At 69.5% G+C, this 25,091-nt stretch carries 33 protein-coding genes and 1 pseudogene; 31 read left to right on the top strand and 3 right to left on the bottom strand.

Annotated features, from left to right (window positions below):
• The first annotated feature begins 32 nt into the window (after positions 1 to 32).
• The 3 genes from VR45_RS01495 to VR45_RS01485 all read left to right on the top strand — a co-directional run bounded on the left by VR45_RS01495 (position 33) and on the right by VR45_RS01485 (position 3,668).
• A complete protein-coding gene (locus VR45_RS01495) occupies positions 33 to 2,108 on the top strand; it encodes a hypothetical protein (protein WP_159394088.1) in 2,076 nt (691 codons plus the stop codon).
• Positions 2,109 to 2,253: 145 nt separating this feature from the next.
• Positions 2,254 to 3,213: a glycosyltransferase family 2 protein gene (locus tag VR45_RS01490; RefSeq protein WP_045937816.1), complete on the top strand. Its 960-nt coding sequence runs from the start codon at positions 2,254 to 2,256 to the stop codon at positions 3,211 to 3,213.
• A complete protein-coding gene (locus VR45_RS01485) occupies positions 3,210 to 3,668 on the top strand; it encodes a GtrA family protein (protein WP_078896131.1) in 459 nt (152 codons plus the stop codon). Before VR45_RS01490 ends, VR45_RS01485 begins: the two co-directional genes overlap by 4 nt.
• 82 nt (positions 3,669 to 3,750) lie before the next feature.
• On the opposite strand, the gene rfbC is transcribed toward VR45_RS01485, so the two are convergent.
• Complete coding sequence (gene rfbC / locus VR45_RS01480) at positions 3,751 to 4,359, bottom strand: dTDP-4-dehydrorhamnose 3,5-epimerase (RefSeq protein WP_045937815.1); 609 nt, start codon at positions 4,357 to 4,359, stop codon at positions 3,751 to 3,753.
• Entirely contained in the window at positions 4,356 to 5,231 is an 876-nt protein-coding gene (rfbA, locus tag VR45_RS01475) for a glucose-1-phosphate thymidylyltransferase RfbA (protein ID WP_045937814.1), read from the bottom strand. The genes rfbC and rfbA overlap by 4 nt, the downstream gene beginning before the upstream one ends.
• 81 nt (positions 5,232 to 5,312) lie before the next feature.
• Between rfbA and rfbB the strand changes: the two genes are divergently transcribed.
• From rfbB to VR45_RS01445, 6 genes and pseudogenes are all read left to right on the top strand, one after another.
• The gene (rfbB, locus tag VR45_RS01470; RefSeq protein ID WP_030393286.1) at positions 5,313 to 6,290 is read left to right on the top strand and encodes a dTDP-glucose 4,6-dehydratase; all 978 of its coding nucleotides are present in this window, start codon (positions 5,313 to 5,315) and stop codon (positions 6,288 to 6,290) included.
• Between the two features lie 50 nt (positions 6,291 to 6,340).
• Positions 6,341 to 7,185: pseudogene (rfbD, locus tag VR45_RS01465) on the top strand (dTDP-4-dehydrorhamnose reductase).
• Positions 7,182 to 8,519 (top strand): hypothetical protein, encoded by a 1,338-nt coding sequence (locus VR45_RS01460; protein ID WP_199925881.1) that lies wholly within the window; start codon positions 7,182 to 7,184, stop codon positions 8,517 to 8,519. Before rfbD ends, VR45_RS01460 begins: the two are co-directional and overlap by 4 nt.
• A gap of 71 nt (positions 8,520 to 8,590) precedes the next feature.
• Positions 8,591 to 9,280 carry a glycosyltransferase family 2 protein gene (locus VR45_RS01455; protein WP_030393289.1) on the top strand — a complete coding sequence of 230 codons (690 nt, stop codon included), beginning with the start codon at positions 8,591 to 8,593 and terminating at the stop codon, positions 9,278 to 9,280.
• Positions 9,277 to 9,675: a DUF2304 domain-containing protein gene (locus tag VR45_RS01450; protein WP_030393290.1), complete on the top strand. Its 399-nt coding sequence runs from the start codon at positions 9,277 to 9,279 to the stop codon at positions 9,673 to 9,675. Before VR45_RS01455 ends, VR45_RS01450 begins: the two co-directional genes overlap by 4 nt.
• A gap of 5 nt (positions 9,676 to 9,680) precedes the next feature.
• On the top strand, positions 9,681 to 10,589 hold the full coding sequence (locus tag VR45_RS01445) for a glycosyltransferase family 2 protein (protein WP_045937813.1): 909 nt from the start codon (positions 9,681 to 9,683) through the stop codon (positions 10,587 to 10,589).
• A 117-nt stretch (positions 10,590 to 10,706) separates the two neighbouring features.
• Here VR45_RS01445 and VR45_RS01440 read toward each other — a convergent pair whose 3' ends face one another.
• Positions 10,707 to 12,419 (bottom strand): hypothetical protein, encoded by a 1,713-nt coding sequence (locus VR45_RS01440; protein WP_045937812.1) that lies wholly within the window; start codon positions 12,417 to 12,419, stop codon positions 10,707 to 10,709.
• 512 nt (positions 12,420 to 12,931) lie between these two features.
• Here VR45_RS01440 and VR45_RS01435 point away from each other — a divergent pair.
• From VR45_RS01435 to rplO, 22 genes are all read left to right on the top strand, one after another.
• The gene (locus tag VR45_RS01435) at positions 12,932 to 14,746 is read left to right on the top strand and encodes a hypothetical protein (protein WP_045937811.1); all 1,815 of its coding nucleotides are present in this window, start codon (positions 12,932 to 12,934) and stop codon (positions 14,744 to 14,746) included.
• Positions 14,747 to 15,148: 402 nt separating this feature from the next.
• Positions 15,149 to 15,457, top strand: coding sequence for a 30S ribosomal protein S10 (gene rpsJ / locus VR45_RS01430; RefSeq protein WP_012785157.1), 309 nt, complete (start codon positions 15,149 to 15,151; stop codon positions 15,455 to 15,457).
• A 14-nt stretch (positions 15,458 to 15,471) separates the two neighbouring features.
• On the top strand, positions 15,472 to 16,119 hold the full coding sequence (rplC, locus tag VR45_RS01425; protein WP_030393294.1) for a 50S ribosomal protein L3: 648 nt from the start codon (positions 15,472 to 15,474) through the stop codon (positions 16,117 to 16,119).
• 5 nt (positions 16,120 to 16,124) lie between these two features.
• Positions 16,125 to 16,802 (top strand): 50S ribosomal protein L4, encoded by a 678-nt coding sequence (gene rplD / locus VR45_RS01420; RefSeq protein WP_045937810.1) that lies wholly within the window; start codon positions 16,125 to 16,127, stop codon positions 16,800 to 16,802.
• Positions 16,799 to 17,122 carry a 50S ribosomal protein L23 gene (rplW, locus tag VR45_RS01415; RefSeq protein ID WP_093861719.1) on the top strand — a complete coding sequence of 108 codons (324 nt, stop codon included), beginning with the start codon at positions 16,799 to 16,801 and terminating at the stop codon, positions 17,120 to 17,122. Before rplD ends, rplW begins: the two co-directional genes overlap by 4 nt.
• A 36-nt stretch (positions 17,123 to 17,158) precedes the next feature.
• Positions 17,159 to 17,995 carry a 50S ribosomal protein L2 gene (rplB, locus tag VR45_RS01410; protein ID WP_030393297.1) on the top strand — a complete coding sequence of 279 codons (837 nt, stop codon included), beginning with the start codon at positions 17,159 to 17,161 and terminating at the stop codon, positions 17,993 to 17,995.
• Positions 17,996 to 18,006: 11 nt separating this feature from the next.
• On the top strand, positions 18,007 to 18,288 hold the full coding sequence (rpsS, locus tag VR45_RS01405; RefSeq protein ID WP_030055821.1) for a 30S ribosomal protein S19: 282 nt from the start codon (positions 18,007 to 18,009) through the stop codon (positions 18,286 to 18,288).
• A gap of 57 nt (positions 18,289 to 18,345) precedes the next feature.
• Positions 18,346 to 18,693 (top strand): 50S ribosomal protein L22, encoded by a 348-nt coding sequence (gene rplV, locus VR45_RS01400; RefSeq protein ID WP_030055822.1) that lies wholly within the window; start codon positions 18,346 to 18,348, stop codon positions 18,691 to 18,693.
• Positions 18,693 to 19,517 (top strand): 30S ribosomal protein S3, encoded by an 825-nt coding sequence (gene rpsC / locus VR45_RS01395; RefSeq protein WP_030393298.1) that lies wholly within the window; start codon positions 18,693 to 18,695, stop codon positions 19,515 to 19,517. Before rplV ends, rpsC begins: the two co-directional genes overlap by 1 nt.
• A 5-nt stretch (positions 19,518 to 19,522) precedes the next feature.
• Entirely contained in the window at positions 19,523 to 19,942 is a 420-nt protein-coding gene (gene rplP, locus VR45_RS01390) for a 50S ribosomal protein L16 (RefSeq protein WP_030393299.1), read from the top strand.
• A complete protein-coding gene (gene rpmC / locus VR45_RS01385; protein ID WP_030393300.1) occupies positions 19,942 to 20,166 on the top strand; it encodes a 50S ribosomal protein L29 in 225 nt (74 codons plus the stop codon). Before rplP ends, rpmC begins: the two co-directional genes overlap by 1 nt.
• Positions 20,166 to 20,438: a 30S ribosomal protein S17 gene (gene rpsQ / locus VR45_RS01380; RefSeq protein WP_030055826.1), complete on the top strand. Its 273-nt coding sequence runs from the start codon at positions 20,166 to 20,168 to the stop codon at positions 20,436 to 20,438. Before rpmC ends, rpsQ begins: the two co-directional genes overlap by 1 nt.
• 102 nt (positions 20,439 to 20,540) lie before the next feature.
• On the top strand, positions 20,541 to 20,912 hold the full coding sequence (rplN, locus tag VR45_RS01375; RefSeq protein WP_030393301.1) for a 50S ribosomal protein L14: 372 nt from the start codon (positions 20,541 to 20,543) through the stop codon (positions 20,910 to 20,912).
• A gap of 15 nt (positions 20,913 to 20,927) precedes the next feature.
• On the top strand, positions 20,928 to 21,239 hold the full coding sequence (rplX, locus tag VR45_RS01370) for a 50S ribosomal protein L24 (RefSeq protein ID WP_030055828.1): 312 nt from the start codon (positions 20,928 to 20,930) through the stop codon (positions 21,237 to 21,239).
• Positions 21,239 to 21,808 (top strand): 50S ribosomal protein L5, encoded by a 570-nt coding sequence (rplE, locus tag VR45_RS01365; protein WP_030393302.1) that lies wholly within the window; start codon positions 21,239 to 21,241, stop codon positions 21,806 to 21,808. Before rplX ends, rplE begins: the two co-directional genes overlap by 1 nt.
• A 4-nt stretch (positions 21,809 to 21,812) precedes the next feature.
• Complete coding sequence (locus VR45_RS01360) at positions 21,813 to 21,998, top strand: type Z 30S ribosomal protein S14 (RefSeq protein ID WP_030393303.1); 186 nt, start codon at positions 21,813 to 21,815, stop codon at positions 21,996 to 21,998.
• Between the two features lie 287 nt (positions 21,999 to 22,285).
• The gene (rpsH, locus tag VR45_RS01355) at positions 22,286 to 22,693 is read left to right on the top strand and encodes a 30S ribosomal protein S8 (RefSeq protein ID WP_030055831.1); all 408 of its coding nucleotides are present in this window, start codon (positions 22,286 to 22,288) and stop codon (positions 22,691 to 22,693) included.
• A 22-nt stretch (positions 22,694 to 22,715) separates the two neighbouring features.
• Positions 22,716 to 23,255 carry a 50S ribosomal protein L6 gene (rplF, locus tag VR45_RS01350; protein WP_030393304.1) on the top strand — a complete coding sequence of 180 codons (540 nt, stop codon included), beginning with the start codon at positions 22,716 to 22,718 and terminating at the stop codon, positions 23,253 to 23,255.
• A gap of 3 nt (positions 23,256 to 23,258) precedes the next feature.
• Positions 23,259 to 23,642 carry a 50S ribosomal protein L18 gene (rplR, locus tag VR45_RS01345; RefSeq protein ID WP_030393305.1) on the top strand — a complete coding sequence of 128 codons (384 nt, stop codon included), beginning with the start codon at positions 23,259 to 23,261 and terminating at the stop codon, positions 23,640 to 23,642.
• 48 nt (positions 23,643 to 23,690) lie between these two features.
• Entirely contained in the window at positions 23,691 to 24,311 is a 621-nt protein-coding gene (gene rpsE, locus VR45_RS01340; RefSeq protein ID WP_030393306.1) for a 30S ribosomal protein S5, read from the top strand.
• The gene (gene rpmD / locus VR45_RS01335) at positions 24,311 to 24,493 is read left to right on the top strand and encodes a 50S ribosomal protein L30 (protein WP_030251557.1); all 183 of its coding nucleotides are present in this window, start codon (positions 24,311 to 24,313) and stop codon (positions 24,491 to 24,493) included. Before rpsE ends, rpmD begins: the two co-directional genes overlap by 1 nt.
• Before the next feature lie 2 nt (positions 24,494 to 24,495).
• Complete coding sequence (gene rplO / locus VR45_RS01330) at positions 24,496 to 24,948, top strand: 50S ribosomal protein L15 (RefSeq protein ID WP_030393307.1); 453 nt, start codon at positions 24,496 to 24,498, stop codon at positions 24,946 to 24,948.
• The last annotated feature ends 143 nt before the right edge of the window (positions 24,949 to 25,091 follow it).

Genomic DNA, 25,091 nt, shown 5'->3' with positions numbered 1-25,091 from the left:
GTCCGACGCAGGGGATGGGATTCAGGGTCTCGATGGAAAGACTCCGCACCATGATGGCCGCGCGTTCCTCGGTCGAGGAGGACACTCCCGAGGACCCGGCGGCCGGCTCCCGCCCCCCGGCCCGCAGGCCGGCCCGCAGCCTTCCGGTCCTGGCCGGTGCCCTGGCCGCCGGCTGGGTGCTGCCCGCCGCACTGATCTCGCTCGGCCTCGGGATCCTGGTCCTGCCGCTGCTGGTCCTGGCGGTCGCCTCGCTGCTCCGGATCGGCGGCGTGCTGCTCGACCGGCTGGTGGCCGCGGCCCTGGTCGTGGCCGGCGGCGTGCTCGTGCTCGGGCTGCTGTTCTCGCTCTGGCCCTGGGGCATCGACCCGATCCCGACCTCGGGCGGACTCTTCACCGTCGTGGTCCTCACCGGCTGGCTCGGCCGCCGGGTCCCGCGGCTGCCGCTGCGGTTCCGGCCCTCCGACCTGATGGTGGTCGGCACCACGTACGTGATGTGGCACTACCTGTACAAGCCGCTGATCGGCAAGGGGCCGGGCTGGCGCCTGGAGTTCCTGACCACCGCCGAGGACCGGCTCAACCACTTCTCGTACTTCGTGGGCATCCAGCACGTCGGCGGCTACAACTTCCTGCACCAGGAGGCCGCCAAGGCGTACATGATGTCGCCCTCCGAAGCGGTCTACCCGCAGGGCACCCACTTCCTGCTCGCCTGGGTCGACTCGCTGGTGCGGTCCGCCGCGGACCTCGGCGCGCCGCTCGACACCATGAACCGCTACCTGCTCTACGTGCTGGCCGCGTACGCGCTGCTGGGCACGGCCCTGGTCTGGGCGGCCCGCTGGATCGGCGGCCCGCGCCTGCGGGGCTGGCGGACGGCGGCGGTGTGCGGCACGGTCGCCGCGCTGGTGTTCTCCAGCAACTACACCGATCTGGTCATCCACGGCTTCGACTCCACCGTCGTCGGCCTGCTGATGGTGGCCCTGCTCGCGGCCTTCATGGTGCGGCCCGCGATGGGGACGGTCGAGTTCCTGCTCGTCGCGGCGCTCGGCCTGATCACCGTCACCTACGTCTACAACCTCTTCGGCGCCGTGGCCGGCCTCGCCGTGGTCGGCGCCCTGGTGGTCCACCGCCGCCGGTTCCGGCGCGCGCACTGGCTGCGCTACGCCCTGGCCGCCGCGGTCGCGCTCGGCGTCGCGGGCCTGCCCAGCCTGGTGTCCGTGCTCTCCAAGCTCGATGTCGCCAGCACCTCCAACCTCGGCGGCCCCAGCGTCGGCGCGGACCGGGCCATCATGATCGGCGGTCTGCTGCTGGGCGCGCTGGCCGCCCTGTCGCCGAGCCTGCGGCGGACCGCGACCGGGCAGGCCCTGTTCGTGGTGGTGCTCGCCACCGGGGTCGCGGTCGGCGGCTTCGCCTGGTGGCAGATCCGCACCATCGGGCAGCTCTCCTACTACTTCGAGAAGCTGGCCGGCACCGGGATCGTGATCGCGCTGATCTCGATCGGCGCGGTCGGCCCGCTGCTGCGCACCGTCTCGCCCGCCCGGGTCCCGGTGCTGCGGCGCCGGATCAGCGACGCCGTGCTCTCGGTGCTCGCGGTGGCGACGGCGCTCAGCCTGTTCGCCGGCGTCCAGTGGGGCATGGACTCGTTCAAGGGGATGCCCTCGGTCTGGCGCAACAACCCGCTGATGGCCTGGAGCCGCGGCGACGCCTGGAGCGACATCGGCCCCCGGGAGGGCGCCACCGTGATGGGCGACCTGGACGGCATCCGGGGCCCGATGATGGTGCTCTACTCGAACGACGACTACAAGAACCTCAAGTCCACCTGGCTCGCCGCGCTGCTGCGTTCGCGCGGCGGCGACATGCTGCCGCTCTACGAGACGCACTGGGTGAACATCGGCGCCGCCGAGCGCGCCGAGCCGGAGCACAGGGCGGCGATGGAGCACGTCAGGAAGGCCGCCGAGAGGCTGGGCGAGCCGATGACCGTGGTGGTGGCCGACCAGGCGACCGGCGACCGGATGCGCCGTGAGCTCGTGGGCTTCCAACCGCAGATCACGGTCGTGGTCAAGCCGGGCAACAACTGGGTCCACCCGTGGGAGCGGAGCTTCCCCGGGGTCTGACCCCCGACCGGCACCCGGAGCCGTTCCCGCCGCGACCGGCGGGGACGGCTCTCATGCACTGCTCATCCGGTCTCATTCCGGGCTCAGCACCGGCTGCTAGGGTCGGCCACGATCCAGCAGCCCCGGCCGAAAGCGGGACCAACTCATGTCGACAGCGCCGCAGTTGTCGGTCGTCATGCCGATCTACAACGAGCAGGAGGCGCTGCCGAGGACCGTCGAGCGGCTGCGGCCGATCCTCGACGCGCTCGGGGTGGGCTACGAGGTGGTCGGCATCGACGACGGCAGTACCGACGCGACCCCCGTACTGATGCAGAAGATCCGCCAGGACTGGCCGGAGTTCCGGATCATCAGGCTGGCCCGCAACTCCGGCCACCAGGCCGCCCTGAAGGCCGGCCTCGACCGCGCCCTCGGCGACTACGTGGTGAGCCTCGACGCCGACCTCCAGGACCCGCCGGAGAAGATCCCGGAGATGTTCGCGCTGGCCCGCGAGCAGAACCTCGACATCGTCTACGGGGTGCGCGGCGACCGCACCACGGACAGCTCGTTCAAGCGGCGCTCGGCCGGTGCCTACTACTGGCTGATGCGCAAGCTGGTCGGGAAGCGGATGCCCAGCCAGGCCGGCGACTACCGGCTGCTCAGCCGGGCCGCGGTGGACGCGCTCAAGGCCCTGCCCGAGCACCAGCCGGTCTACCGGCTGCTGGTGCCGTGGCTGGGCTTCCCCAGCGGGGAGGTCGTCTACGTCCGCGAGGAGCGGGTGGCCGGCACCACCCACTACCCGCTGGGGAAGATGGTCCGGCTCGCGCTGGACAGCATCGTCAACTTCTCGGCCGCCCCGCTGCGGCTGGCCACCTGGCTCGGCCTGCTGAGCTTCGCGGTGTGCCTGGTCATGAGCGTCTACACCGCCGTCGCGTTCGCCATCGGGGTCACCGTCCCCGGCTGGTCCTCGCTCTTCATGGGGATGCTGTTCCTCGGCGCGGTGCAGCTGATCTGCGTCGGCCTGCTGGGGGAGTACACCGCGCGCATCTACTCGGCGGTGCAGGCCAGACCGGCCTATTTCGTCGGCTACGACTCGGTCGACGATGAACGCCGGGACAATTCTCGATGACATTCACCGGCGATCCGGCGCCTTCGACGCCACCACCCGCACCGCCACCGGCACCGCCCGGCCGGGGTCCCCGGCGGCAGCTGCCGTCCTTCCTGGTGATCGGCGCGCTGAGCACCCTGTTCTACCTGGCGCTGTACGTGGGGCTGCGCCAGGTGTCCTCGAAACAGGTGGCCAACCTGGTCGCGCTGGCCGTGAGCGCGGTCGCCAACACGGCCGCCAACCGGCGCTTCACCTTCGGGGTGACCGGCAGCGAGGGCGCGCTGCGCCACCAGGCCCAGGGGGCGGTGGCCTTCCTGATCGCGCTCGGCCTGAGCATCGGCGCGCTGGAGCTGCTCGACCGGCTGGCGCCGACCGCCTCCCGCCCGGTCGAGGTGGCCGGGCTGGTGCTGGCGAACGGGCTCGCCACGGTGGTCCGCTTCCTGCTGCTGAAGGTCTGGGTGTTCCGGGGCCGCTGAGGCCGGTCGGTGCCCGGGACGACGGGAAGGGCCCGGCCGCGTTCGACGCGGCCGGGCCCTTCCCGTTCGGAGCGTTTCCGGATCAGGCCCGGTGGGCCTTGCCCAGCTCGGCGGTGAACGCCTTGACCGCCTTGTAGTCGGGCAGCAGGCCGCTCGCCAGCGCCTCGGCCAGCGAGGGGGCCTCGGTGTCCTTGGCGGACAGCTGCGGCACGTCGGCCGGCCACTCGATGCCCAGGTCCGGGTCCAGCGGGTGCACGCCGTGCTCGCCGGTCGGGTTGTAGGTCTCCGAGCAGAGGTAGGTCAGCGTCGCGTCGTCGCTCAGCGCGCAGAACCCGTGGCCGAGGCCCTCGGAGATGTACACCGCCTTGCGCTCGGTCTCGTCGAGCCGCACACCCTCCCAGGTGCCGAAGGTCGGCGAGCCGACCCGCAGGTCGACGATGACGTCCAGGACGGCGCCGCGCACGCAGGTGACGTACTTGGCCTGGCCGGGCGGGACGTCGGCGAAGTGGATGCCGCGGACGACGCCCCGGCTGGACAGCGACAGGTTGGCCTGCGCCAGCCGCAGCGGGTGGCCCACCACCTCGGCGAGCCGGTCGAAGCGGTACCACTCGGTGAAGTGGCCACGCGCGTCACCGTGCACCTGGGGGGTGAGCTCCCAGGCGCCCTCGATGGACAGCTCGCGAATCTTCATCGGGTGCCCTCCTCGTCCAGCAGCGCCACCAGGTACTGGCCGTAGCCGCTCTTCAGCAGCGGCTCGGCCAGCTCGCGCAGCTGGGCGTCGTCGATCAGGCCGGCCCGCCAGGCCGCCTCCTCGATGCAGCCGATCTTGAAGCCCTGGCGCTCCTCGATGACCCGGACGAACTCCGAGGCCTGCACCATCGAGACGAACGTGCCGGTGTCCAGCCAGGCGGTGCCCCGGTCGAGGATCGTCACGTGCAGGTCGCCGGCCTGGAGGTACGCCTCGTTGACCGCGGTGATCTCCAGCTCGCCGCGGGCACTCGGCTTCAGGCCGCGGGCGATCTCGACCACGCGGTTGTCGTAGAAGTACAGGCCGGGGACGGCGTACCGGGACTTGGGCTCGGTCGGCTTCTCCTCGATGGAGATGGCCTGGCCGTCCTCGTCGAACTCGACCACGCCGTAGGCGGTCGGGTCGGCCACCGGGTAGGCGAAGACCCGGCCGCCCTTGGCACCGGTGTGCTCGGAGAGCCGGGTGCCGAGACCGCTGCCGTGGAAGATGTTGTCGCCGAGGATCAGCGCGACGGACTCGTCGCCGATGAAGTCGGCACCCAGGACGAAGGCCTGGGCGATGCCCTCGGGCTTCTCCTGGACGGCGTACTCCAGGCGGAGGCCGAACTGGGAGCCGTCGCCGAGCAGGCGCTCGAACTGGTCGCGGTCGTTCGGGGTCGTGATGATCAGGATCTCGCTGATCCCGGCCATCACGAGGGTCGAGAGGGGGTAGTAGATCATCGGCTTGTCGAAGACCGGGAGGAGCTGCTTCGACACCGCTCGAGTCAGCGGCCACAGCCGGGAGCCGGTGCCGCCGGCCAGAAGGATTCCACGCATGCGTGCACCTTATGCGAGAACGGGCGGGGGGTACGGCCGGGGTCCTTGGCAGGTGCGGGACGGCGATAGACTGCGCGCATTATGCGCATCCTTGTGACCGGCGGCGCCGGGTTCATCGGGTCGGAGTTCGTCCGTCAGCTCCTCGGAGCCGACGCCGAGGCTCGGATCACCGTCTTCGACAAGCTCACCTACTCCGGTGTCGAGGCCAACCTGGCTTCCGTCGCGGGGCACAGTGGCTACACCTTCGTCCGCGGCGACATCTGCGACGCCGCGGCTGTCGACGACGTCATGCCCGGGCATGACGTCGTCGTCCACTTCGCGGCCGAGTCGCACGTGGACCGCTCCATCGCGGGCGCGGGCCCGTTCGTGCTGACCAACGTCGTCGGCACCCAGGTCCTGCTGGACGCCGCGCGCAAGCACGGCGTCGGCCGCTTCGTGCACATCTCCACCGACGAGGTGTACGGCTCGATCAGCGAGGGCTCCTGGACGGAGGAGTGGCCGCTGGTGCCGAACTCCCCGTACTCGGCCTCCAAGGCCTCCTCGGACCTGCTGGCGCTGGCCTACCACCGCACGCACGGCATGGACGTCGTGGTGACCCGCTGCTCCAACAACTACGGGCACTACCAGTTCCCGGAGAAGGTCATCCCGCTGTTCACCACCAACCTGATCGACGGCAAGAAGGTGCCGCTGTACGGCGACGGCGGCAACGTCCGCGACTGGCTGCACGTGTCGGACCACTGCCGCGGCATCGAGCTGGCCATGCGCAAGGGCCGCGCCGGCGAGGTCTACAACATCGGCGGCGGCACCGAGGCCACCAACAAGGAGCTCACCGGGCTGCTGCTGGAGGCCGCCGGGGCGGGCTGGGACATGGTCGAGCACGTCGCCGACCGCAAGGGCCACGACCTGCGCTACTCGATCGACATCAGCAAGATCCGCGAGGAGCTCGGCTACGAGCCGCAGGTCCGCTTCGAGGACGGCCTCGCCGAGACCATCACCTGGTACCGCGAGAACCGCGCCTGGTGGGAGCCGCTGAAGACGAAGGCGGCTCTGGAGAAGTGACCGGGACCTCCTCGGGTCCGGTCCGCTGGCTGGTCACCGGCGCGGCCGGGATGCTCGGCCAGGACCTGCTGACGGTCCTGGCCGGCGACCCGGCGGCCGAGGTGACCGCCCTCGGGCGGGCCGACCTCGACATCACCGACGCGGCGGCCGTGCTGGCCGCCGTCGAGGGCCACCACATCGTCGTCAACTGCGCGGCCTGGACGAACGTCGACGGCGCCGAGACGGCCGAGGAGGCCGCCACCGCCGTCAACGGCCCGGCGCCCGGCTGCTCCAGGTGTCGACCGACTACGTGCTGCCCGGAGACGCCACCGAGCCGTACGCCGAGACCGCGCCGACCGGCCCGGTCAACGCCTACGGCCGGGGCAAGCTGGTGGGGGAGCAGGCCGTGGCCGAGCTCCTTCCCGAGCACGGCTACGTGGTCCGCACCGCGTGGCTGTACGGCGAGCACGGCAAGAACTTCGTGGCCACCATGCTCCGGCTCGCCGCCCAGCGCGACAGCCTCGACGTGGTGGAGGACCAGCAGGGCCAGCCGACCTGGTCGCTGGCGCTGGCCCGGCAGCTCGTCGCGCTCGGCCTGGCCGCGCTCGCCGGGCAGGCGCCGGCCGGTGTCTACCACGGCACCGGCAGCGGCCGGACCACCTGGTACGGCCTGGCCCGGGAGGCGTACCGGCTGAGCGGGCTGGACCCGGAGCGGATCCGCCCGACCACCTCCGCCGCGTACGTCACGCCGGCCGTCCGGCCCGCGTTCAGCGTGCTCGGCCACGACCGCTGGGCCGACGCCGGGCTGAGCCCGCTGCCGGACTGGCGGGAGCAGCTGGCCGAGGCGCTCGGTACGCCGGTCTTCGCCGAGCTGGGCTCGGTGGCCCGGTCGACCGAGAGTGACAGGTCTCAGTGAAGAATCCGCTGACCAAGGTCGCCGCCGCGCTGCCGCCGGGAACCCTGGCGGTGGCCGGCGGCACCGTGGTGCTCGGGGCCGCCTCGTACATCCACCTCGGGGTGGCCGGCCACAGCCTGTCCGTCGACGACATGGCGAACGTCTCCCTGCTGTGGACGATCGTGATGTCCGTCGGGATCGGTGTGTTCTTCCCGATCGAGCAGGAACTCACCCGGATCGTCGCGGCCCGCGCCGCGCTCGGCCACGGCGCGGCACCGGTGCTGCGCCGTGCCACGCTGCTGACCGGCGGGATCCTCGGTGTCGTCCTGCTGGCGCTCGGCATCGGCTCGCGGAAGATCGCCGATGTGATGTTCCACGGCGACCGCTCGCTGGTGCTGGCCCTCGGCGGCGCGTTCGCCGGCATGGCCGTCTGCTACCTCACCCGCGGTGTGCTGGCCGGCCTCGGCCGGTTCGGTGCCTACGGCACCCAGCTCGGCATCGACGGCGGCCTGCGGATCGGACTGGCCTTCGGCGCCGGCCTGGCCGGGGTGCACTCCGCGCTGGCGTTCAGCCTGATCCTCGCCCTGGCGCCGGTCGCGGCCACCGTGCTGACGCTGCCGCCGCTGTTCAAGGCGGTCCGGCCCGGCCCGCGGATCCCCTGGTCCGAGCTCTGCTCCGGCCTCGGCCTGCTGATCTGCTCGACCCTGCTGTCGCAGGTCGTGGTGAACGCCGCGGTGGTGAGCACCAAGCTGCTCGCCCCGGAGGAGTCGGCCCTGATCGCGGCGCTGCTCAACGCGCTCGTGCTGGCCCGGGTCCCGCTCTTCGTTTTCGGCTCGCTCCAGGCCTCGCTGCTCAGCGGCCTCTCCGCGGCGATCGCGGTGGGCGACCGCGCGGCCTTCACCGGTATGCTTCGCCGGATCGGCGTCGTGGTCGGCGGTCTCGGTCTGCTCGGCGGAATCCCGGCGGTGCTCCTCGGACCCCGGCTGATCCAGGTGCTGTTCGGGGCCGAGCCGGTGCTCGGCCACCTCGACTTCTTCTGGATGTCCGCCGGTACCGTGGCGTACATGTTCGCGATGGTGCTGGGTCAGGCGCTGATGGTATTCAAGCGGCACAACCTGCAGCTGCTCTGCTGGGCGCTCGGCACCGGCGTGCTCGCCGGCATCACCTTCATGCCCGGCGAGGTCGCCACCCGGGTGGTGGTGGCGTACACCGCCGGATCGGTGGCGACCGTGCTCGGTATGCTTGCCGCTCTCAGGCGCAGCTTCCCCGGTTCGACGGCGAACCAGGCCGGTCCCGCGCCGAGTACGTCGGAGCAGGCTGTGCCCACCATGAGTGCCCGGGTGAGCGGCGAATGACCGTCTCGCCCCCCGACATACGGATTTTTGCCGCGCACGAGCGCGGGAGACACCACGAACATGGAGCCCCCATGTCCCAGTACGACGATGTCTGGCTGGTGATCCCGGCCTACAACGAAGGCCAGGTGATCGCTGACGTTGTGGAGGGAGCGCGCAAGACGTTCCCGAACATCGTTGTGGTCGACGACGGCAGCGCCGACGACTCCGCCAAGCACATTATGAGCACCGGCGCGCACCTGGTGCGGCACCCGGTCAACCTCGGCCAGGGCGCCGCACTGCAGACCGGGCTGGCCTACGCCCTGGCCCAGCAGGGCGCCAAGTACTTCGCCACCTTCGACGCGGACGGCCAGCACCAGACCGCCGACGTCGAGAAGATGGTCGCGCTGCTGCGCACCGGTGAGGCCGACGTGGTCCTCGGTTCGCGCTTCATCGAGCAGAACGGCCAGGTGCCGTGGATCAAGCGCGTGGTCCTGCGGACCGCCGCGACGGTCAGCCCCACCGCCCGCAAGCTCAAGCTGACCGACTCGCACAACGGCCTGCGCGTGCTCAACCGTGAGGCGGCCGGCCGGCTGCGGATCACCATGAACGGCATGGCCCACGCCTCGGAGATCGTCAGCTTCCTGGCCGGCGCAGACCTGCGGGTCGCCGAACTCCCGGTCGACATCCTGTACACCGACTACTCACGCGCCAAGGGTCAGTCCCTGATCAACGGCGTCAACATCATCTTCGACATCTCGCTTCGGGAGCGTGGCCGCCGATGAACTACTTCTGGATCCAGTTGGTCCTGATCGCTGGCGCGGTCATCCTCGCGTTCATGTTCATCCGGCGCTGGGACGCCGCGAACACCCGCGCCTGGAAGCGCATCGCGTTCTCGGTCTTCGTGGTCGCGAACATCTACGCGATCCTGCGCCCCAGCGACGTCACCTGGTTCGCCCACAAGATGGGCGTCGGCCGCGGCACCGACCTGGTGCTGTACGTGATGGTCCTGGCCATGGGCTTCCTGACCCTGAACACCTTCCTGCGCTTCCGCTCGCTGGAGAAGAAGCTCACCGACCTCGCCCGGACCGTGGCCATCAACGAGGGTGCCCGGCTGAACGAGGAGCGCTTCGACCTGGACCTCCCGGTCTCCGCCCCGGTGAACAGCAGCGGAGCCTGACCTCCATGGCCACCTTCGAGTTCATGCTGCCGTACTACGGCGACGTGGCCCTGATGCAGGCCGCCGTGCGCAGCATCCTCAACCAGAGCGACCCGGACTTCCGGCTGACCGTCGTCGACGACGGCAAGGAGCCCGAGGTCCCGGGCTGGTTCGCCGGGCTCGGCGACGACCGGGTCCGGTACCTGCGCAACGAGCAGAACCTCGGTATCACCAAGAACTTCCAGAAGTGCGTGGAGCTCTCCACGGCGGACCACGTGGTCATCATGGGCTGCGACGACCTGCTGCACCCGCACTACCTGGAGACCGTCCGGGCGGTCCTCAAGGACAACCCCGACCTGGGCATGGTGCAGCCGGGCGTCGAGGTGATCGACGGTGCCGGTGTCGTCACCAGCGGCCTGGCCGACAACGTCAAGGACAAGCTCTACTCGCCGAGCGTCAAGGGCCGACGGCTGATGGGCGGCGAGGAGCTGGCGGCCAGCGTGCTGCGCGGCAACTGGCTGTACTTCCCGTCGATCTGCTGGCGCGGCGAGGTGCTGCGGCAGGTGAACTTCCGCGACGAGTACTCGGTCATCCAGGACCTGGCGCTGGTCGTGGACCTGCTGGAGCGCGGCGAGACGATGATGGTGGACAACACCACCGTCGTCTTCCAGTACCGCCGGCACGCGGTGAGCGAGTCCTCCGTGCAGGCGTTCTCGGGCACCCGCTTCGCCGAGGCGGAGAAGTACTTCAACGCGGTGGCGGAGCGGATGGACGCCCGCGGCTGGCCGAAGGCCGCCCGGGCGGCCCGGTTCCGCAGCGCCTCGCGGCTGCACGCGCTGACGATGCTGCCGGGCGCGCTGCGCCGCGGGAAGAGCGGCGGGGCCAAGGTGCTCGTCCGCCACGCCCTGACCTCGGGGCAGCGGCACGACGCCTGAGGCGTCCAGCGCCGGCGACGGCGAACAGAACGGCCGTGGGGCCGGTGGACCGGAAGGTCCACCGGCCCCACGGCCGTTCCGGCTTCCCGGGCGGGGCGCCGGGTCGGGTCCTCCCGGTCAGGGCTTCCGGGTGTTCGGGAAGGGGCCGAGGTGCAGGCAGGTCAGGATCCCCAGGTCCGGCTCGGGCTGCCCGACCGTGGCCGGGTCGCCGGGCTGCCGGCAGGTGCCGCCCGGTGCGTACGCGGAGCAGTGGCCGCGCTGGTCGGCGGTGACCTGGGCCTCCCAGGCGAGGTTGCCGGTGCCGCCGTCCTGCTTCGGCATGTACTTGTCGGCGGTGGCCGAGCCGGCCATGCCGAACAGCAGGCCCAGGGCGCAGAGCGTGCCGACGGCCACCGCGCGCGGTCCGGGGCGCCGGGAGAGCCGCACCACACCCAGGACGGCCCCGGTGTCGGTGCCGCGGCGGGCCACCAGGAAGCAGGCGAGGCCGGTGAGCAGCAGCAGGCAGTGGAGCAGCTGAGCGCTGGTCCGCGGGTAGAGCATGACCGCCTGGTTGCTCTCCATGTGCGAGGCGTACCAGTAGCGCATCAGCAGGGCGCTCGCGGCGCAGGCGGCGGGGACGAGCACCGAGGCCCGGTCGCTGCCGAGGGCCAGGGCGACCGCGAGTCCCACCAGCAGGACGATCGTGAACAGGCCCACGCCGCCGAGCTCGCCGGGCAGCGGCCAGGTGTTCAGCGCGTCCGTCCCGGGCAGGTCGTCGCGCCACATCGCGAAGTAGGTGGGCTCGGTGTAGGTGTCGAAGTAGCAGTAGCGGTCGACCGTGGCACCGGCCGAGGAGAGCAGCCGGAACAGGCTGATCCCGGCCAGGGCGAGGAAGCCGGCGGCGGCGGCGCCGAGCGTGTACCCGGCGGTGACCAGGGCGTCGGCTCCGGCGGTCCGCCGGAGCCGGACCAGCAGCACGGCGGTGAGGACCACGGCGCCCGCGGCGGACCAGACGAACCAGCCCGAGTAGACGAGGAACATCAGGCCGAGCAGCAGGCCGAGGAGGCCGCCGGTGACGGCGGCCTTCCGGCGCGGCAGCCGGGGCGCGCGCTGGACGGTCTGGAGCAGCTTGGCCAGCACCGGCACGAAGGCCACCAGCACGATGTTGGTGTAGGGCTTGTACGGCTGCATCATCGGCAGCGCCGCGGTGACGCCGATGCCCAGGGCCCAGAGCGGGGGCAGCAGCAGCCGCCAGGACAGGTAGGCGGCGGGCCCGAGCAGGGCGACGAACAGCAGGCCGACCAGCTTGAGGGCGTACCCCGGCTGTCCGTCGGTGATGTACTCGGCGGTCCAGGCGACCAGGTGCGGGTAGACCGGCGGGTAGCCGCCGTCGAGCGACTTGCCCTCCATCAGGGCGGTGGCCCAGGCCTGGAGGTTCCCGGCGTCGCCGCCCTGGGCGTTCAGCGGCCAGGTGGTGTCGCGCAGCGCGAGCGACACCCCGGCGGCCGTGACGCCGGAGGCGAGGCCGGAGACCGCGGCGGCGGCGAAGCGGACCGTGGCGAGCGGTCGGCGGCGCATCAGGAAGGCGCAGGCCACCAGCACGCAGCCGAGCAGCAGCAGCAACCGGAGCTGGAGTCCCGCCAGCCCGCTGACCTGGCCTATGCGCATCATCGGGTTCAGTTCGACGGTCGACGCGGCCGCGGTCATGAGCAGCGCCGCGGCGACGGCCGTCAGGCCTTCCGCGACCAGGGAGAAGGTCGGCCGGCCCTGGAGGCCCCGGGTGCTGCGGCGGCCTCGGGACGCCGGGGGCTGCCTGGTCAGGTCGGGGGCGGCTGTCGGTGCGCTCGTCACTGTCCGAGAGTCCTTCAGGGGTAGTGATCAGGGTGCGGGGCCGACGTGGACGACCGCGGGGGCCGACCGGTGGTGTGCCATGGCCGTGGGGCCGTGCGGCCGCGCCTCGATTCTGCCAGGCGCACGGGAGTCGTTCGAACGCCACCTGTGTAGACCACCCCGGCAGGAAAAGGGTTGCGCCCGGCAGATGAACACTCGTCCGCGCCGGGTGCTCGACTGCCCGAAGGGGTCGACCCGGTGGCGGGGCGCAACGGGGCCGGGCGGCGCCGGCGTCACCCCGTTGGACACATTGGCCTGGCCCAGGGCCGCGTGGCAGACTTCCCGGTGCGATCCGGAGGGTTCTGGTGGACCGACGCGCCACCCGCCCCGGTCGGATCGGACGCCCCGGGAGCGGCGCGCCGGCGGAGAGCCGCACGGATCCGTGGTCGACGGCCCGTCCACCGCACGGGAGCCACGAGGTGCTCCTCCGAGTTCCGGCGGTCCCGCGCGGCCGCCCGACGGAATGGACTGAGATGACGAACCTGGCCCCCGAAGCGGTCGACAACGCCGCGAGCACCGATCGCGACGGCGCACCGCCGCCGGAGGCGGGCGCGAGAGCGGGCCTTCCCGCCCTGCTGGAGCGGCGCTCGGTCCAGATCGCCGCCGAGGTCGTGGTCAGCGTCGCGGCCGCACTCCTCCTCACCCTGCTGTGCACGCGCATCTCCGTGAACCCGCTGAACCGGATCGGCCAGGTCAGCGGCCTGGCGAAGATCCAGCTGTACGCGGCGTTCCTCGGTCTGCCCGTGCTCGCGGTACTGGTCTACACCGCCTACCGGGGCGCGGCGCTCCGGCACCGGCTGGTCCAGCGGCTGGTCTGCGCGGCGGTCGCGGGCCTGGCGACCGGCGTGGTCGCCGGGGGAGTGGTGGTCGCGCTGCGCGGCACCCCGTGGCCGCTCGGCGGCCAGGAGGGCGACCCCAGCCAGCTGATCCACATGGCCACGTCGATCCTCGACGACAAGGGGCTGCCCGGCGTCTACCCGCCGCTGTTCCCCGGGCTGATCGCGCTCTGGGCGAAGCTCAACTACGGCGGGATCGGCGGCGAGGGCTACGCCCTGCACGATCTGCAGATCTTCTTCACCGCCGTGGCCGGGCCGATGAGCTACCTGGCCTGGCGGCTCATGCTGCGGCCGTTCTGGGCGCTGGCCGTGGCGGTGCCCTCGGTGCTGGTCTTCCTGGACCCGATCCGGCCCTACAGCCACGTCACGATGATCATCCTGGTGCCGCTGCTGGCGGCCTGCCTGCGCGAGCTGCGCCGGGCCGGCGAGCTGTCCACCCGCTCGGTGCTGCTGCGCGGCGCGGGCTTCGGCGCGGTCTTCGGCGTGCTCTTCCTCTACTACTCGGGCTGGTACCTCTGGTCGGCGCCGGGCATCTTCGTACTGACCCTGTTCCTGTTCCCCTGGCGCGGCGGCGGCCGCGCCGTGCGGCGGACGCTGCTGTTCGTGGGCACCACGGTGGGCCTCGCGGGCGCCATCGGCTCGCCGCTGCTGTACCAGATCGCCAAGGAAGGGGCGACGACCCCGGACCGGTACGCCTACATCGTCAACTACGTCGACCCGGCCTATGTGCTCGGCTGGCTGTCGGACCGCTCCGGCCAGGAGACGTACCACACCTGGCCGCAGGCGGGCGAGATGGCCGGCCAGACCGGCTTCGCGCTGCTGCTGGTCGCCGCGGTCGGCATCGGCATCGGGGTGGGGCTGCGCAGCCTGGTGGTCCGGGTGGCGGCGGCGGTGCTCGTCGGCGCCTGGCTGATGCGCTTCTACTACGCCTCGCACATGGCGCACGACCAGATGGTCCAGCTCTACCCGCGGACGACCTGGATCATCATGTACTGCCTGATCATCCTGGCGGTGACCGGTCTGATGGCCGCCACCGACCGGGGCCGGGGCTGGGCCGAGCGGGCGTTCCGCTCGGTCGGCCGCAGCGAGGCGGCGGGCCCGGTCGTCCCGCTCCGCGGCACCAGGCAGCTCGCCGCCGGACTGGTCTGCGCCCTGGCGCTGTTCGCCACCATGGGCGCGTCCTGGTCGGTGGACCGCTACATGCCGCAGGACGAGAAGACCAACACGATGGGCATCGACGCCTGGCGGGCGCACAACATCAAGAAGCAGGACGGCAGTTGCCCGAAGTTCGCCCCGGTGAAGTCGGAGACGCCGCAGCGGCCCTGCGCCGACCCGATCGTCAAGGACTGGGAGGCGGAGCCGGACAAGAAGTCGCTCCACTGCGCCGGGGTGTCGACCGAGGACTGGCCCGTGGTCTGCGGCAGGATCGCTCCCTGGGTGACCCAGAAGTAGTCCGCCCCTGAGGGTGCGCCCCCGACCGGGGCCGGTGAGGCCTGCCTCACCGGCCCCGATTGGCTTTCCGGCTCCCACCTGTGGCAGTATGTCCAAGTTGCTCGGTTGAGTGCCGATGCTGCGCGCCTCCCGCCGGGAGGACCGGAAGCGAGTCCCATCTACTCGTCGTTCCCGTGATGGCCGTCAAGCGTGTGTGTTACGCCACGGCAGCTGCGGGGCGAAAGTACGGGAATCTTCCGGGAAGCGTGTGCGGGGTCTCAGCCCGGCTTTTCCCCCTTTCCCGAAAGTTTGAAACCGACGAGTCAATCGCCGGTTTTTTGCAAGCGCGAGAGCGACACGCCCGAGCGCGGGGGTCGGAGGAGGAGTCGTGCAGCGACTGGACAGAAGGACTACAAGGTAGCCATGGCGGGACAGAAGATCCGCATCCGGCTCAAGGCCTACGACCACGAGGTCATCGACTCTTCGGCGAAGAAGATCGTCGAGACGGTGATCCGTACTGGTGCGCAGGTCGCGGGCCCGGTGCCGCTGCCCACTGAGAAGAACGTGTACTGCGTCATCCGCTCGCCGCACAAGTACAAGGACTCGCGCGAGCACTTCGAGATGCGCACTCACAAGCGTCTGATCGACATCCTCGACCCCACGCCGAAGACGGTTGACTCGCTCATGCGTCTCGACCTGCCGGCTGGCGTCGACATCGAGATCAAGCTCTGAGAGGCGCACCGAAGATGGCTAAGCAGATTAAGGGCATCCTGGGCGAGAAGCTCGGCATGACCCAGGTCTGGGACGAGAACAACCGGGTCGTTCCGGTGACCGTCGTCAAGGCTGGGCCCAATGTCGTGACCCAGGTCCACACCGCCGACAGCCCGGCCGGCTACGACGCCGTCCAGATCGGCTTCGGCGAGATCGACCCCCGCAAGGTGAACAAGCCCCTCGCGGGTCACTTCGCCAAGGCCGGCGTCACCCCGCGCCGCCACCTGGTCGAGCTCCGTACCGCGGACGCGTCCGAGTACACCCTGGGCCAGGAGATCACCGCCGAGCTGTTCGAGGCGGGTGTCAAGGTCGACGTGACCGGCACCTCCAAGGGCAAGGGCTTCGCCGGTGTCATGAAGCGCCACAACTTCCGTGGTCTCGGCGCTGGTCACGGCGTGCAGCGCAAGCACCGTTCGCCCGGTTCCATCGGTGGCTGCGCCACCCCGGGCCGCGTGTTCAAGGGCCTGAAGATGGCCGGCCGGATGGGTCACGAGCGCGTGACCACCCAGAACCTGACCGTGCACGCGGTTGACGCGGAGAAGGGTCTGCTCCTCATCAAGGGTGCGATCCCGGGCCCGAACGGCGGCCTCGTCCTCGTCCGCACCGCGGCGAAGGGGCTGTGAAGGATATGAGCACCATTGACATCCTGTCGCCCTCGGGTGACAAGACCGGCAGCCTCGAGCTGCCGGCCGAGATCTTCGACGCGAAGGTCAGCGTTCCGCTGATGCACCAGGTCGTCGTGGCGCAGCTCGCTGCGGCCCGTCAGGGCACCCACAAGACCAAGACTCGTGGCGAGGTCCGCGGTGGCGGCAAGAAGCCGTACCGCCAGAAGGGCACCGGCCGCGCCCGTCAGGGCTCGACCCGTGCGCCGCAGTTCGCCGGCGGTGGCGTTGTGCACGGTCCCGTGCCGCGCGACTACTCGCAGCGGACCCCGAAGAAGATGATCGCCGCCGCTCTGCGTGGCGCGCTCACCGACCGGGCCCGCCACAACCGCATCCACGTCGTCACCGACGTGATCGCGGCCGAGGTGCCGTCGACCAAGGCCGCCAAGGGCCTGTTCGGCAAGATCACCGAGCGCAAGAACATCCTCCTCGTCGTCGAGCGTGCCGACGAGCTGGGTCTGAAGAGCGCCCGGAACCTGCCGCACGTGCACATCCTGGACGCCGGTCAGCTGAACACCTACGACGTGCTCGTCTCCGACGATGTGGTCTTCACCCAGGCCGCCTTCGAGCGTTTCGTGGCGGGTCCCGCCGCGTCCGCCAAGGCCGTTGCTGCTGAGGGCGAGCTCGAAGGGAGCGCCGCCTGATGGCTGCAGAGATCACGAGCAAGACGTTCACGGACCCCCGTGATGTCCTGGTGAAGCCGGTCATCTCCGAGAAGAGCTACTCGCTTCTCGATGAGAACAAGTACACGTTCGTCGTGTCGCCCGGTGCCAACAAGACCCAGATCAAGCAGGCCGTCGAGGCGGTCTTCTCGGTCAAGGTCGAGTCCGTCAACACGCTCAACCGTCAGGGCAAGCGCAAGCGCTCCAAGACGGGTTTTGGCAAGCGCAAGGACACCAAGCGCGCCATTGTGACGCTGGCTGAGGGCAACCGCATCGACATCTTCGGTGGTCCGACCTCCTGACGGAGGCCGTGATCGTCGATCAAGACGAGGACGAAAATGGGTATCCGCAAGTACAAGCCGACTACGCCGGGCCGTCGTGGCTCGAGCGTGGCCGACTTCGTCGAAATCACGCGGTCCACGCCGGAGAAGTCGCTGGTTCGCCCCCTGCACAGCAAGGGCGGCCGTAACAACGCCGGTCGGATCACCGTTCGCCACCAGGGTGGCGGACACAAGCGCGCCTACCGTGTGATCGACTTCCGTCGTCACGACAAGGACGGCGTGCCGGCCAAGGTCGCGCACATCGAGTACGACCCGAACCGCACCGCGCGCATCGCGCTCCTGCACTACGCGGACGGCGAGAAGCGCTACATCATCGCGCCGCGCGGCATCACGCAGGGCGACCGGATCGAGAACGGCGCTGGCGCCGACATCAAGCCGGGCAACAACCTGCCGCTGCGCAACATCCCGGTCGGTACCACCATCCACGCGGTGGAGCTGCGTCCCGGTGGCGGTGCCAAGCTGGCCCGCTCCGCCGGCTCCGGCATCCAGCTGCTGGCGCGTGAGGGCAAGATGGCGCACCTGCGCATGCCCTCCGGTGAGATCCGCCTGGTGGACGCGCGCTGCCGCGCGACCGTCGGCGAGGTCGGCAACGCCGAGCAGTCGAACATCAACTGGGGCAAGGCCGGCCGTATGCGCTGGAAGGGCGTTCGCCCGACCGTGCGTGGTGTGGCCATGAACCCGATCGACCACCCGCACGGTGGTGGTGAGGGTAAGACCTCCGGTGGTCGCCACCCGGTCTCGCCGTGGGGCCAGAAGGAGGGTCGTACCCGTCGCCCGAAGAAGGCGTCGGACGCTCTCATCGTGCGCCGCCGCAAGACCAACAAGAAGCGCTAGGAGCAGGTCAGATGCCGCGCAGTCTCAAGAAGGGCCCCTTCATCGACGGCCACCTTCTCAAGAAGGTGGACGCGCAGAACGAGGCGGGTACCCAGAACGTCATCAAGACCTGGTCCCGTCGCTCCGTGATCTTCCCGGCCATGCTCGGCCACACGATCGCGGTTCACGATGGTCGCAAGCACGTCCCGGTGTTCGTCACCGAGTCGATGGTCGGCCACAAGCTGGGCGAGTTCGCTCCGACCCGCACGTTCCGCGGCCACGTCAAGGACGACCGCAAGTCGAAGCGTCGCTAGTCGCCTGAGCTTCACCGCCAGACCGACTCAATGACTTACTCCATTAAGGGGACAACCATGGAAGCCAGGGCCCAGGCGCGGTACATCCGCGTCACGCCCATGAAGGCCCGCCGCGTGGTGGACCTCATCCGTGGCCTGCCGGCCACGGAGGCCCAGGCCGTCCTGCGTTTCGCTCCGCAGGCCGCCACCGTGCCGGTGGGCAAGGTGCTCGACAGCGCCATTGCCAACGCCGCGCACAACTACAACCACTCCAACGTGGACGACCTCGTCATCAGCGAGGCGTACGTTGACGAGGGTCCGACCCTGAAGCGGTTCCGTCCGCGTGCCCAGGGCCGCGCCTACCGGATCCGCAAGCGGACCAGCCACATCACCGTGGTCGTCAGCAGCAAGGAAGGGACCCGGTAATGGGCCAGAAGGTTAACCCGCACGGGTTCCGCCTCGGCATCAGCACGGACTTCAAGTCCCGCTGGTACGCCGACAAGCTGTACAAGGACTACGTCAAGGAAGACGTTGCCATTCGTCGCATGATGACGAAGGGCATGGAGCGCGCCGGCATCTCCAAGGTCGAGATCGAGCGCACCCGCGACCGCGTCCGCGTCGACATCCACACCGCCCGCCCCGGCATCGTCATCGGTCGCCGTGGCACCGAGGCCGACCGCATCCGCGGCGACCTCGAGAAGCTGACCGGCAAGCAGGTCCAGCTGAACATCCTCGAGGTCAAGAACCCCGAGCTGGACGCCCAGCTCGTGGCTCAGGGCGTCGCGGAGCAGCTGTCCTCCCGCGTCTCCTTCCGTCGTGCCATGCGCAAGTCGATGCAGGGCACCATGAAGTCCGGCGCCAAGGGCATCAAGGTCCAGTGCTCCGGTCGTCTCGGCGGCGCCGAGATGAGCCGTTCGGAGTTCTACCGCGAGGGTCGTGTGCCGCTGCACACCCTTCGTGCGAACGTCGACTACGGCTTCTTCGAGGCCAAGACCACCTTCGGCCGCATCGGCGTGAAGGTCTGGATCTACAAGGGCGACGTCAAGAACATCGCCGAGGTCCGCGCTGAGAACGCCGCTGCCCGCTCGGGCAACCGCCCGGCCCGTCCCGAGGGTGGTCGTCCCGCCCGCGGTGGCGAGCGCCGTGGTGGCGAGCGTGGTGGCCGCGGCCGTCGCCCCGCCGCTTCCGAGGCCCCCGCGGCCCCGGTCGCCGAGGCTCCGGCTGCCGAGAACACCGGAACGGAGGCCTGACCGTCATGCTGATCCCCCGTCGGGTCAAGCACCGTAAGCAGCACCACCCGAAGCGCCGCGGCGCTTCGAAGGGTGGCACCGAGCTCGCGTTCGGCGAGTACGGCATCCAGGCCGTCACCCCGGCCTACGTGACGAACCGGCAGATCGAGTCCGCTCGTATCGCCGTCACCCGTCACATCAAGCGTGGCGGCAAGGTCTGGATCAACATCTACCCGGACCGTCCGCTCACCAAGAAGCCGGCCGAGACCCGCATGGGTTCCGGTAAGGGTTCGCCCGAGTGGTGGATCGCGAACGTGCACCCGGGTCGGGTCATGTTCGAGCTGTCGTACCCCAACGAGAAGGTGGCTCGTGAGGCGCTGACCCGCGCAGCTCACAAGCTCCCGATGAAGTGCCGGATCATCCGGCGCGAGGCAGGTGAGAGCTGATGTCGGCCGGCACCAAGGCTGCTGAGCTTCGCGAGCTGGACAACGAGGGTCTCGTTGCCAAGCTCCGTGAGGCCAAGGAGGAGCTGTTCAACCTCCGCTTCCAGGCGGCGACCGGGCAGCTCGACAACCACGGACGGCTCAAGCTCGTCCGTAAGGACATCGCGCGGATCTACACCCTGATGCGCGAGCGCGAGCTGGGCATCGAGACGGTGGAGAGCGCCTGATGACTGAGAACACCAACGAGACGCGCGGTTTCCGCAAGACCCGTGAGGGTCTCGTCGTCAGCGACAAGATGGACAAGACCGTCGTCGTCGCCGTCGAGGACCGCGTCAAGCACGCTCTGTACGGCAAGGTCATCCGCCGTACGAACAAGCTGAAGGCGCACGACGAGGCGAACGCCTGCGGCATCGGCGACCGGGTCCTCCTCGCGGAGACCCGCCCGCTGTCCGCGACGAAGCGCTGGCGCGTCGTCGAGATCCTCGAGAAGGCCAAGTAACGAAGTTGATGCGGTACGGCCGTATGTGCACCAGGTCCCTCGCGGGCGCTGGTGTGAGCAGCGGCCGGCCCGTCAGCTCTCGTTGACGATCAGGAGAAAGCTGTGATCCAGCAGGAGTCGCGACTGCGAGTCGCCGACAACACGGGCGCGAAGGAAATCCTTTGCATCCGCGTTCTCGGTGGTTCCGGTCGCCGCTACGCCGGCATCGGGGACGTCATCGTCGCGACCGTCAAGGACGCGATCCCCGGCGGTTCGGTCAAGAAGGGTGACGTCGTCAAGTGCGTCGTCGTCCGCACCGTGAAGTCGCGCCGTCGTCCCGACGGTTCGTACATCCGGTTCGACGAGAACGCCGCTGTCGTCCTCAAGAACACCGATGGCGACCCCCGCGGTACCCGCATCTTCGGCCCGGTGGGCCGCGAGCTGCGTGACAAGAAGTTCATGAAGATCATCTCGCTTGCGCCGGAGGTGCTCTAACTCATGGCGAACAGCATGAAGATCAAGAAGGGTGACCTGGTCCAGGTCATCACCGGCAAGGACCGCGGCAAGCAGGGCAAGGTCATTCAGGCCATGCCCGCCGAGAACAAGGTCCTGGTCGAGGGTGTCAACCGGGTCAAGAAGCACACCAAGCCGGGCCCGGGCACTCAGGGTGGCATCGTCACCGTCGAGGCCCCGGTGCACGTCTCCAACGTCCAGCTGGTCGTGGAGAAGGACGGCAAGAAGGTCGTCACCCGCGTTGGCTACCGCTTCGACGACGAGGGCAACAAGATCCGCGTTGCCAAGCGAACCGGTGAGGACATCTGATGTCTGAGACGACTGTTGAGAAGGTGACCCCCCGTCTCAAGGAGCGTTACAACTCCGAGATCAAGGGTCAGCTGCAGGAGCAGTTCTCGTACGAGAACGTCATGCTGACGCCCGGCCTGGTCAAGGTCGTCGTCAACATGGGTGTCGGCGAGGCCGCCCGTGACAGCAAGCTGATCGAGGGCGCGATCCGCGACCTCACCGCGATCACCGGCCAGAAGCCGGCTGTGACCAAGGCTCGCAAGTCCATCGCGCAGTTCAAGCTGCGTGAGGGCCAGCCGATCGGCACCCACGTCACCCTCCGTGGTGACCGCATGTGGGAGTTCCTGGACCGTCTGGTTTCGCTGGCCCTGCCGCGAATCCGTGACTTCCGCGGCCTCTCGCCGAAGCAGTTCGACGGCCGTGGCAACTACACCTTCGGTCTGACCGAGCAGGTTATGTTCCACGAGATCGACCAGGACAAGGTCGACCGTCAGCGCGGTATGGACATCACCGTCGTGACCACCGCTCAGACCGACGACGAGGGCCGGGCGCTCCTGCGTGCTCTGGGCTTCCCGTTCAAGGAGGCGTGAGCCAATGGCGAAGAAGTCCCTCATCGCGAAGGCCGAGCGGAAGCCGAAGTTCGGCGTCCGGGCCTACACCCGGTGCCAGCGCTGCGGTCGTCCGCACTCGGTGTACCGCAAGTTCGGCCTCTGCCGTGTCTGCCTCCGTGAGATGGCGCACCGCGGCGAGCTGCCGGGCGTGACCAAGAGCTCCTGGTAGTCCTCTCCCGCAGAGGTCAGCCAGGTGCCCTAGGCACCCAGCGAAGCAGAGGTGCCCGATCCCACACCGGCCCGTTTTGGGCCTGCCGTACGGAGTCCCGTAAGGTAGTGGGGTCGGGCCCCCTGCCACGGCTTCCCCATGGATGTCCGTGGCCCTCTTGCGAGAGGGCTCGCACCCAGTCTTACGACGTCGCAGGTCCCCTGCGCTTGTGCCCTTGACGAACTCGGAAGAGTCCGGCAGGGGGACCTGGCGCGGAGAAACCGCGGCGAGAGAGGCCTGAGGCCATCATGACCATGACCGACCCCATCGCAGACATGCTCACGCGTCTGCGTAACGCGAACTCGGCGTACCACGACTCCGTGGCGATGCCGGCCAGCAAGATCAAGGCGCACGTCGCCGAGATCCTGCAGCAGGAGGGGTACATCTCCTCCTACAAGGTTGAGGAGCCGGTTGAGGGCGAGGTCGGCAAGAAGCTGACCATCGAGCTCAAGTTCGGCCCCAACCGTGAGCGCTCCATTGCCGGCATCAAGCGCATCAGCAAGCCGGGTCTGCGCGTTTACGCAAAGTCCACCAACCTGCCGAAGGTTCTCGGCGGCCTGGGCGTGGCGATCATCTCCACGTCCTCCGGCCTCCTGACCGACAAGCAGGCCGCCAAGAAGGGCGTAGGCGGAGAAGTTCTCGCCTACGTCTGGTAATTCGGGAAACGGAGGTACAGCAATGTCGCGCATTGGACGGCTGCCCATCCAGGTCCCCGCTGGCGTGGACGTCACCATCGATGGCCAGACGGTCTCGGTGAAGGGTCCGAAGGGCTCCCTCACCCACGTCGTCGCCGCGCCGATCGAGATCGGCAAGGGCGAGGACGGCATTCTGGCTGTCACCCGCCCCAACGACGAGCGTCAGTCGAAGGCCCTGCACGGCCTGACCCGCACGCTGGTGGCGAACATGATCACCGGTGTGACCGCGGGCTACCGCAAGTCGCTGGAGATCAGCGGTGTCGGCTACCGAGTCCTGGCGAAGGGCTCCGACATGGAGTTCCAGCTGGGCTACAGCCACCCGATCCTCGTCGAGGCCCCCGAGGGCATCTCCTTCGTCGTCGAGTCGGCCACCAAGTTCCACGTGGACGGCATCGACAAGCAGAAGGTCGGCGAGGTCGCCGCGAAGATCCGCAAGCTGCGCAAGCCCGACCCGTACAAGGCCAAGGGTGTCAAGTACGCGGGCGAGGTTATCCGCCGCAAGGTCGGAAAGAGTGGTAAGTAAGCGATGAGTGTCTCTGTCAAGATCGGCAAGGGCAACGCCTACAAGAGCGCCGCTCGCAAGCGCCGCGCGATCCGCGTTCGCAAGCGCGTCGTCGGCAACGAGGTGCGTCCGCGCCTCGTCGTGACGCGCTCGAACCGTCACATGGTCGCCCAGGTCATCGACGACGCCAAGGGTCACACCCTGGCGTCGGCGTCCACCCTCGACGTGTCCATCAAGGGCGCCGAGGGCGACAAGACCGAGCTGGCCAAGAAGGTCGGGAGCCTGGTCGCCGAGCGCGCCAAGGCTGCCGGCATCGAGTCGGTCGTCTTCGACCGCGCGGGCAACCGGTACGCCGGCCGCATCGCCGCCCTGGCGGACGCGGCCCGCGAGGCCGGGCTCGACTTCTAAGCCGCTCGTCGACTCTGTCGGCGGACGTAATCGAGAGAGGTAATTCCAATGGCTGGACCCCAGCGCCGCGGTAGCGGCGCCGGCGGCGGCACCGGTGGCGAGCGGCGCGACCGTAAGCGTGACGACCGGGGCAACGCCCCCGCCGTCGAGAAGACCGCTTACGTCGAGCGCGTCGTCGCGATCAACCGTGTCGCCAAGGTTGTCAAGGGTGGTCGTCGTTTCTCCTTCACCGCGCTGGTCGTGGTGGGCGATGGCGATGGCACCGTGGGTGTCGGTTACGGGAAGGCGAAGGAGGTTCCGGCCGCCATCGCCAAGGGTGTTGAGGAGGCCAAGAAGAACTTCTTCAAGGTCCCCCGTATCCAGGGCACCATCCCCCACCCGATCCAGGGTGAGAAGGCCGCCGGCGTCGTGCTCCTGAAGCCCGCCGCCCCGGGTACCGGTGTTATCGCCGGTGGTCCGGTGCGCGCCGTCCTGGAGTGCGCCGGCATCCACGACATCCTGTCGAAGTCGCTCGGCTCGGACAACGCGATCAACATCGTGCACGCCACCGTGGCCGCTCTGAAGGGCCTCGTGCGCCCCGAGGAGATCGCGGCCCGTCGTGGTCTGCCGCTGGAGGACGTGGCCCCCGCCGCTCTGCTGCGGGCGCGTGCTGCTGGGGTGAGCGCCTGATGGCTCGCCTCAAGATCACGCAGACCAAGTCGTACATCGGCAGCAAGCAGAATCACCGTGACACCCTGCGTTCGCTTGGTCTCAAGCGCATGCACGACGTCGTGGTGAAGGAGGACCGTCCCGAGATCCGTGGGATGGCCCAGACCGTTCGTCACCTCGTGACGGTTGAGGAGGTGGACTGATCATGGGCGAGAACCCAATCAAGATCCACAACCTGCGTCCCGCCCCGGGTGCCAAGACCGACAAGATCCGTGTGGGTCGTGGCGAGGCGTCCAAGGGTAAGACCGCTGGTCGTGGTACCAAGGGCACCAAGGCCCGCTACCAGGTTCCGCAGCGCTTCGAGGGTGGCCAGATGCCGCTCCACATGCGCCTGCCGAAGCTGAAGGGCTTCAAGAACCCGTTCAAGATCACGTTCCAGGTCGTCAACCTCGACAAGCTGGCCGAGCTCTACCCGCAGGGTGGTTCGGTCACGGTCGAGGACCTGGTCGCCAAGGGCGCGGTTCGCAAGAACTCCCTCGTCAAGGTGCTCGGCACCGGCGAGATCTCGGTTGCCCTGCAGGTGACGGTCGACGCCGTCTCCGGCTCCGCCACCGAGAAGATCGTCGCCGCCGGCGGCACCGTCACCGAGCTCGTCTGAGCCCGCTGACTTCGTGAGCCCCGCGCCTCCCGTTCCGGGAGGCGCGGGGCTCACGCCTTTTCCGGACTTTCCCCGCCCCGGGCGCGGTCCGGATCGCGGTGAACGGGCTGTCGTTCTTTTGTGTGGCAAAACCGGGCATCCCG

Origin of the sequence: Streptomyces sp. NRRL S-495, from assembly GCF_000966955.1 — a bacterium.
In the GTDB taxonomy this organism is placed as follows: Bacteria; Actinomycetota; Actinomycetes; order Streptomycetales; family Streptomycetaceae; genus Kitasatospora; species Kitasatospora purpeofusca.
This window is presented reverse-complemented; position numbering and strand designations above follow the sequence as displayed.